Source organism: Streptomyces sp. NPDC004788 (assembly GCF_053601115.1).
Map to the genome: position 1 here is coordinate 77,815 of NZ_JBSGBF010000026.1, position 8,707 is coordinate 86,521.

The window sequence follows — 8,707 nt, forward strand, 5'->3', positions numbered from 1 at the left end:
AGGGTGTTCCACGTGAGTTCCGTGCCCGTGCCCGTGTCCGCTGCCGGCCTGCCCGGCTTCCGCAATCCCACGCTCTCCCTGCGGGAGCGTGTCGACGACCTGCTCCGGCGGCTCACGCCCGACGAGCGGCTCGCGATGCTGCACCAGTACGCGCCGGCGGTGCCGCGGCTGGGAGTCGAACCGTTCCGTACCGGCAGCGAGGGCCTGCACGGCGTCTCGTGGCTGGGCGTGGCGACGGTGTTCCCGCAGGCCGTCGGCCTGGGCGCCAGCTGGGACGAGGAGCTGGTGCGCCGGGTGGCCGAGGCGGTCTCCACCGAGCTGCGGGCCTTCCACTACCACCGCCCGCCGGCCGTGGGCAGCCCCGAGCGCGGGGCCAACTCCCTGCAGGCCTGGGCCCCGGTGCTCAACCTGCTGCGTGACCCGCGCTGGGGGCGCAACGAGGAGGGCTACTCCGAGGACCCGGTGCACACCGCGCGCATCGGTGAGGCGTTCTGCCGGGGTCTGGCCGGCGATCACCCGGACTACCTGCGGGCCGCCCCGGTGCTCAAGCACTTCCTCGCCTACAACAACGAGGACGACCGCTGCACCACCTCCTCCGCCCTGCGCCCGCGCGTGCTCCAGGAGTACGACCTCGCCGCCTTCCGACCCGTCATCGCCTCGGGCGCGGCGACCGGCGCGATGGCCGCCTACAACCTGGTCAACGGCCGCCCCTGCCACGTGAGTCCGCTGATCGAGGCGGAGCTGCGCCGCTGGGCCCGGCCGACCGGGCACGAGCTGTTCGTGGTCAGCGACGCCGAGGCCCCCTCCAACCTGGTCGACCCGGAGCACTACTTCGACGACCACGCCGAGTCCCACGCGGCCGCGCTCAAGGCCGGCATCGACAGCTTCACCGACCACGGCGAGGACACGGAGACCGTGGTCGGCCGGCTGCGCGAGGCGCTGGAACGCGGCCTGATCGAGGAGGCCGACGTCGACCGTGCCGTCCGCCGCCAGCTCGAAGTGCGTTTCCGCCTCGGCGAGTTCGACCCCGACCTTGACCCGTACGCCGCCATCGGCCCCGAGGTGATCGACTGCGCCGAGCACCGCGCCCTGGCCCGGCAGGCCGCGGCCGAGTCGGTCGTCCTGCTCAAGAACGACGGCCTGCTGCCCCTCGACCCCGCCCGCACGCCGCGGATCGCCGTCATCGGCCCGCTCGCCGACGCGCTCTTCGAGGACTGGTACAGCGGCACCATGCCGTACCGGGTCGGCCTGGCCACCGGCCTCGCCGCGGCCCTCGCCCCGCACGGCGGCGAGATCGTCCGGGTGGAGGGCTGCGACCGGATCGCCCTGCGCTCGCGCACCACCGGTGACCTGCTCGGCAAGACCTCCTTCGACGTGACCGACTGGGGCGGCGGCGCCTCCACGCTGCGCGCCGTCGACACCGGCCGCTACCTGACCCTCCAGGACGACGATGGGCTGGCCGCCGACCAGGACGTCATCAAGGCCTGGTTCGTCAAGGAGACCTTCCGGTTCGAACCGGCCGGCGAGGACACCGTGCTGCTGCGCAACGTGTTCACCGGCCGCTACGCCGCCGTGGACCCGACCGACGGCCGGGTGACGGTCACCGCCGAGACCCCGGACACCGCCGAGCGCTGGCAGCGAGAGCTGCTGCGCGACGGCCGCGCCGAGGCGCGCGAAGCCGCCGCGACGGCGGACGCCGCGGTCGTCGTCCTCGGCAACCACCCGATGATCAACGGCCGCGAGACCGAGGACCGCGCCGACATCCGCCTGCCCGAGGGTCAGGAGGCACTGCTGCGCGCCGTCGCCGAAGCCCGCCCGCAGACGGCACTGGTGCTGATGAGCAGCTACCCCTACGCCGTCGACTGGGCCGACGAGCACCTGCCCGCCGTGGTGTGGACCTCCCACGGCGGGCAGGAGACGGGCCACGCGCTGGCCGCCGTGCTGCTCGGCGAGGCCGAGCCCACCGGCCGTCTGCCGCAGACGTGGTACCGCGGCGACGACCCGCTGCCCGCCCCGCTCGACTACGACATCATCAAGGCCGGCTGGACCTACCAGTACCACCAGGGCGCCGCCCTCTACCCCTTCGGCCACGGGCTGTCCTACACCGACATCACCTACCGCGACCCGCGCCTGTCGCAGCCGTCGATCGGCCCGGACGGCGTGGTCGACCTCACCGTCACCGTGGAGAACCGCGGCCGGCGATCCGGCGGCGACGTCGTCCAGGTCTACGTGCGGGCCCTGGACGCCCGTTACGCGGCGCCCCGGCTGCGTCTGGCCGACTTCCGCAAGGTCCGCCTGGAGCCGGGGGAGGCCCTCGCACTGACGTTCCGGCTGCCGGCCGAGCGGTTCGCCCACTGGGACGTCGCCACGGGCGCCTTCGCCGTCGACCCCGGCGACTACGAGGTCGTCGTGGCGCGGTCGGCCGAGGACGAGGTCCTCGCCACGCCGCTCACCGTGACCGGGGCGGCGCCCGCTGCCCGCGCCGTCGTCGGACGGACCGTCCGGGCCGTCGACTTCGACGACCACACGGACATCACCATCGTCGACGCCACCCGCGCCGACGGCGACGCCGTCACGCCCACCGACCCCGGGCAGCCCGCGATGCTGCTGTTCCGTGAGGCCGACCTCTCAGGCGCCGTCCGGGTCGAGGTCGAGACCGCCCGCGCGGACGGCGCGAACGGCGCTGCCCGGCTGGAGGTCCGGGCCGGCGGCCGGGTGCTGGCCGACATCGACGTGCCGGTGACCGGCGACCGCTACGCCTGGACGACGGTCACGGCCCAACTCGCCGCCCCGCTCGACGGCGTGCACGACCTGAGCCTGACCCTGCACGGCGACTTCCGGCTCTCCGCCTTCCGCTTCGCCGCAGCCGGCTGACGCCTACCGCCCCGCAGACCGGCGGTCCGTCCAGTGGGGAGACGGGCCGCCACCCGTTCCGGCCCGGCTCGTCGCGCGGGCGATCCCGCCCGCCCCACGGGCTCCGACCTGCAGTCACCAGCCACCCGGAGGCGGCCCGCATGTCCCTGCCCTCGCCCCACCACCTGACCTCGAACGCGCAGCACCCGGAGGAACCCCCCATGCCCGTCACCGACTTCGGTGCCGACGAACTCGCCGACTACCGGCCCGAGTCGATCGCCCCGCAGGACTTCGACGAGTTCTGGCAGCGCACCCTCGCCGAGGCCCGTTCGCACGGCGGTGCGGTCAAGGCCGAACGTGTCACCGCGCAGTACGGACTGCGCACCGTCGAGGTCGACGACGTGCGCTTTCCCGGCTGGAACGGCGAGCCGGTGGCCGCCTGGCTGCTGCGCCCGCGCGGCGTGGACGGGCCGCTGCCCGTCGTCGTCGGTTACCAGGGGTACAGCGGTGGTCGCGGGTTGCCCACCGAGCACCTGCTCTGGTCCGCCGCCGGCTACGCCCAGCTCGTCGTCGACAGCCGGGGCCAGGGCCACCACACCCCGGACCGGGGCATGGGCGACGGCTCCCAGTGGGTGGGGGGCTTCATGACCAAGGGCATCGACTCCCCCGAGAACCACTACTACCGGCGGCTGATGACCGACTGCGTGCGCGCCGTCGACGCCGTCGCGCAGTTGCCCGGTCTCGACGCCGGCCGGATCGTCGTGGCCGGCGGCAGCCAGGGCGGCGGCCTGTCCCTGGCCGTCGCCGGGCTCAGCGGGGACCGGGTGGCCGCCGTGATGCCGGACGTCCCGTTCCTGTGCCACTACCGTGAGGGCGCGCGGACCTCTCTGGACGGCCCGTACCAGGAGCTCGTCAGCTATCTGCGCTGGCACAGTCGGGAGCGCGTGCAGCCGACCTTCGCCACCCTCGCGTACTTCGACGGCGTCCACTTCGCCCAGCGGGCCACCGCTCCGGCCCTGTTCAGCGTCGGCCTGATGGACCCGGTCTGCCCGCCCCGGACGGTCTACGCCGCGTTCAACCACTACGCGGGGGAGGACCGCACCATGACGGTGTGGCCGTTCGCCGACCACGCCGGCGGCTGCGGCTCCAACCCGCCCGTCCAGCTGGCCTGGCTGCGCGAGCGCGGGCTGGCGCCGGAGCTGTGAGCGCCGTGCCCTCCGGCGACGGGACGCCCGTGACCTCCCCGCCCTTCCCGGACCTGCCCGCCGGATCCCGCTTCGGCGCCGCCACCGCCGCCTACCAGATCGAAGGCGCCCACGACGAGGACGGCCGCGGCCCCTCCATCTGGGACACCTTCAGCCACACCCCCGGCCGCACCCTCGGCGGCGCCACCGGCGACACCGCCTTCGACCATTACCACCGCTACCCGGAGGACGTCGCCGGTCGGCCGGTCGTCCCCTTCGCGTGGGCCCGCGGCTACGAACAGCGCTTCGGCCTGGTCCACGTCGACCACGAAACCCAGACCCGAACGCCCAAGGACAGCTACCACTGCTACCGGGGCCTGATCACCGCGCACCGTGCGCGGACGGAGGAACCTGCCCGATGAAGTTCACCGACGGCTACTGGCTGATGCGCCCGGGCGTCACGGCGCGCTACGCCACCGAGGTCGCCGACCTCCGCACCGGCGAGGACCGGATGACCCTCTACGCGCCCGTGAGGCGCGTGCGCGGCCGCGGTGACACGCTCAACAGCCCACTGCTGACCGTCGAGTGCTGGTCCCCGGCCGAGGGCGTGATCGGGGTGCGCACCACCCACCACGCCGGTTCGGTGCGGCGCGGGCCGGAGTTCGCGCTGCCCGGCGCCGAGCAGGGCACCGGGAAGGTACGCCGGGACGGCGACGTCGTGGAGCTCTGCTCGGGCGAGCTGACGCTGCGGGTGGACACCTCCAAGCCGTGGCAGCTGGAGTTCACCGCCGACGGCCGGGTGCTGACCTCGGTGGGGGAGCGCGGCACCGGTTTCGTCACCGACGCCGACGGCCGCCACCACATGCTCGGACAGCTCTCGCTGGGCGTCGGCGAGCTGGTCTACGGCCTGGGGGAGCGGTTCACCCCGTTCGTCCGCAACGGCCAGGTGGTGGACATCTGGCAGGCGGACGGCGGCACCAGCAGCGAACAGGCATACAAGAACGTCCCGTTCCACCTGACCAACCGGGGCTACGGCGTCTTCGTCAACCACCCCGGCAAGGTCAGCTACGAGGTCGGCTCCGAGTCCGTCGGCCAGGTCCAGTTCAGTGTCGAGGACCAGTCGCTGGAGTACTTCGTCGTCCACGGCCCCACCCCCAAGGCGATCCTGGAGCGCTACACCGCGCTCACCGGCCGACCGGCCCTGCCCCCGGCCTGGGCGCTGGGCCTGTGGCTGACCACCTCCTTCACCACCGACTACGACGAGGCCACCGTCAACAGCTTCGTCGGCGGCATGGCCGAGCGCGGCATCCCGCTGAGCGTCTTCCACTTCGACTGCTTCTGGATGCGCGGGTACCAGTGGAGCGACTTCCACTGGGACCCGGACACCTTCCCGGACCCGGCCGGCATGCTCGCGAGGCTCAAGGAGCAGGGGCTGCGCATCTGCCTGTGGATCAACCCGTACATCGCGCAGAAGTCGGAGCTGTTCGCCGAGGGCATGCGCGAGGGCCACCTCGTGCGGCGCGCGGACGGCACCGTGTGGCAGTGGGACCTGTGGCAGCCGGGCATGGCCCTGGTGGACTTCACCAACCCCGCCGCCCGCGACTGGTACACCGGCAAGCTGCGCGCCCTGCTCGACGTCGGGGTGGACTGCTTCAAGACGGACTTCGGCGAGCGCGTCCCCACCGACGTGGTCTGGCACGACGGTTCCGACCCGGAGCGGATGCACAACTACTACACGCAGCTGTACAACCAGGCGGTGTTCGAGCTGCTCCGCGAGGAGCGCGGGGAGGGGGAGGCGATGCTGTTCGCCCGCTCCGCCACGGCGGGCGGCCAGCAGTACCCGGTGCACTGGGGCGGCGACTGCGAGTCGCACTTCAACGCGATGGCCGAGTCGCTGCGCGGGGGCCTGTCCCTCGGTCTGTCCGGCTTCGGCTTCTGGAGCCACGACATCGGCGGCTTCGAGGGCACCCCGACCCCCGCCGTGTTCAAGCGCTGGACGCAGTTCGGCCTGCTCTCCTCGCACAGCCGGCTGCACGGCAGCAAGTCCTACCGGGTGCCGTGGGACTTCGGCGAGGAGGCGGTCGAGGTCACCCGCGAGTTCACCCTGCTCAAGCACCGCCTGGCGCCCTACCTCCAGCGCGCCGCGCAGCAGGCGCACGCCACCGGCCTCCCGGTGATGCGCGCGATGGTGCTGGAGTTCCCTGACGACCCGGCCGCCGCCACTCTCGACCGGCAGTACCTGCTCGGCGACGACCTTCTCGTCGCCCCGGTCTTCACCGATGACGGCACGGTCGAGTACTACGTGCCCGAGGGGACGTGGACCAACCTCCTGACCGGCGATCAGGTCACCGGCCCGCGCTGGGTGCGCGAGCGGCACGGCTTCCACACCCTGCCGCTGCTCGCCCGCCCGGACTCCGTCATCCCGCTCGGGGCGGACGACCAGCGCCCGGTCTCCGCCTGGGCGGAGGACGTCGAGCTGCGGGTGCACGCCTTCGCCGACGGCGCCGAGCGCACCGTGGTGATCCCGCGCAGCGACGGCCCCGGCGAGACCGCCCGCTTCGACGTGCGCCGCACCGGCGACCGGATCCGGGTGACCACCGACAGCCCGCACCCCTGGCGGCTGCGGATCGGCGGCCCGAACGGCGTGCTGCACGTCCACCCGGCCGGTACCCGTGAAGCGGACCTGCCCTACCCGGCCTGAGACGGGCCCCGACGCGAGGTGCTCCACCAGCTGCACCTGGGCCTGCTGCCGGGTGACCCCGACCTCGATGCTGCCGGGCGAATACGAAGTGCCAGGCGGCAGTTGAGGCTGGAGTGTCCGTCGATGCGCGATGTCTTGACGGTGTCCTGGCGGCTGGCCATAGTGATGCCCGTTGCGGCACGGGAGGTGTCCGTGCCGTCATCACGCGCGCCTCTTTCCGAGAATTGTTAGCGCTAACAAGACCATGTGACCGTGGTTGCGCCGCGCACCCCCGGAGACCGCTCACCTCACACCCCCCACCCTGTGAATGGAGTGCTTCATGATCAGATCGTCGATGCGCAAGGCCGGGCGGGCCCTCCTCGCGGTCGGTGCGACCGCCGCGCTCTCCGTCGGCCTGCTCACCGCCACGGCCGGGACCTCGCAGGCGGCCACCCAGGGTCCGTGCGACATCTACCGCGCCGGTGGCACGCCGTGCGTGGCGGCGCACAGCACCACCCGGGCCCTGTACGGGGCGTACGGCGGCCCGCTGTACCAGGTCAGGCGCGCCTCCGACAACGCGACCAGGGACATCGGCCCGCTGAGCGCCGGCGGATACGCCGACGCCGCCGCGCAGGACTCCTTCTGCGCCGGCACCAGCTGCGTCATCACGGTCCTCTACGACCAGTCCGGCAAGGGCAACCACCTCACCCAGGCGCCTGCCGGCGGGGCGGCCGGCGGGCCGGACAACCTCGCCAACGCCTTCGAGGCGCCGGTCACCGTCGGCGGGCACAAGGCGTACGGCGTCTACGTCGCCCCCGGGACCGGCTACCGCAACAACAACACCAACGGCATCGCCACCGGCGACCAGCCCGAGGGCATGTACGCCATCTTCGACGGCACGCACTTCAACGGCGGCTGCTGCTTCGACTACGGCAACGCCGAGACCAACAACCTGGACACCGGCAACGGCCACATGGAGGCCCTCTACTTCGGCGACAACAAGAGCTGGGGCTGGGGCAGCGGCAACGGCCCCTGGGTCATGGCCGACCTGGAGAACGGCCTGTTCTCCGGAGTCAACCGCGGGTTCAACGCCAATGACCCCAGCGTCGGCAACCGATTCCTGACCGCCATGCTCAAGGGCGGCCCGAACCAGTGGGCCCTCCGCGGTGGCGACGCCCGGTCGGGCGGCCTGTCCACCTTCTACAGCGGCGCACGCCCCAACGCCACCGGCTACAACCCGATGCACAAGGAGGGCGCGATCATCCTCGGCATCGGCGGCGACAACAGCAAGTGGGCCCAAGGCACCTTCTACGAAGGGGTCATGACCCAGGGCTACCCGTCGGACGCCACCGAGAACGCGGTCCAGGCCAACATCACCGCTGCCGGCTACAACAGCGGCTCGACCGGCACCGGCACGCTGACTCCCGGCTCCCGGATCTCCCTGCAGGCCACCACCGCGCCCTGCTGCACCGCGCACTACCTCCGCCACAACGACGCCGACAACAAGGTCGTCATCGCCGGCACCGGTTCCTCCAGCTCGGCCACCGACAAGGCCGACGCCACCTGGATCGTCCGCGCCGGCCTGGCCGACAGCTCCTGCCTCTCCTTCGAGTCCGCCAACAACCCCGGCAAGTTCCTGCACCACTACGACTACGAGCTCTACCTGGACTTCGACAACGGCGCCGGCGCCTTCGCCCAGGACGCCACCTTCTGCCCCACCAGGGGCAACAGCGGGGCCGGCACCTCCTTCCAGTCCGTCAACTTCCCGACGAAGTACATCCGGCACTACAACTACACGGCCTACATAGCGAGCAACGGCGGCTCCAACAGCTGGGACAGCGCCACCAGCTGGGCCGCCGACACCAGCTGGCTCATCGCCCAGCCCTGGGGCTGAGCCAGGCGGCACCACCGCGCACCGGCCCGCCACCGCCTCCCCCGCGGGGGCGGGGCCGGCCCCCAACCACCCCCGGGCCCCCCCCCCCCCGCCCCC

Annotated in this window: 4 protein-coding genes and 2 pseudogenes; all 6 read left to right on the plus strand. The window is 72.7% G+C overall.

Translation table 11 applies throughout. The annotated features are described in order from the left end of the window. Positions 1 to 12: 12 nt before the first annotated feature. The 6 genes and pseudogenes from ACWEJX_RS14610 (at position 13) to ACWEJX_RS14635 (ending at position 8,611) form a co-directional block, all read left to right on the plus strand. A complete protein-coding gene (locus ACWEJX_RS14610) occupies positions 13 to 2,874 on the plus strand; it encodes a glycoside hydrolase family 3 C-terminal domain-containing protein (RefSeq protein ID WP_451607806.1) in 2,862 nt (953 codons plus the stop codon). Between the two features lie 200 nt (positions 2,875 to 3,074). Beyond that, positions 3,075 to 4,058 (plus strand): acetylxylan esterase, encoded by a 984-nt coding sequence (locus ACWEJX_RS14615; RefSeq protein WP_451607807.1) that lies wholly within the window; start codon positions 3,075 to 3,077, stop codon positions 4,056 to 4,058. Between the two features lie 29 nt (positions 4,059 to 4,087). Then, a pseudogene (locus tag ACWEJX_RS14620) lies at positions 4,088 to 4,294 on the plus strand (family 1 glycosylhydrolase); the annotation flags it as partial. 30 nt (positions 4,295 to 4,324) lie between these two features. Further along, positions 4,325 to 4,459 (plus strand): annotated as a pseudogene (locus ACWEJX_RS14625) (family 1 glycosylhydrolase); the annotation flags it as partial. Beyond that, positions 4,456 to 6,738, plus strand: a complete 2,283-nt coding sequence (yicI, locus tag ACWEJX_RS14630; RefSeq protein ID WP_451607808.1) for an alpha-xylosidase — start codon at positions 4,456 to 4,458, stop codon at positions 6,736 to 6,738. The pseudogene ACWEJX_RS14625 and the gene yicI, both read left to right, overlap by 4 nt. A gap of 319 nt (positions 6,739 to 7,057) precedes the next feature. Continuing rightward, the gene (locus ACWEJX_RS14635) at positions 7,058 to 8,611 is read left to right on the plus strand and encodes an alpha-L-arabinofuranosidase B (RefSeq protein WP_451607809.1); all 1,554 of its coding nucleotides are present in this window, start codon (positions 7,058 to 7,060) and stop codon (positions 8,609 to 8,611) included. Positions 8,612 to 8,707: the final 96 nt, after the last annotated feature.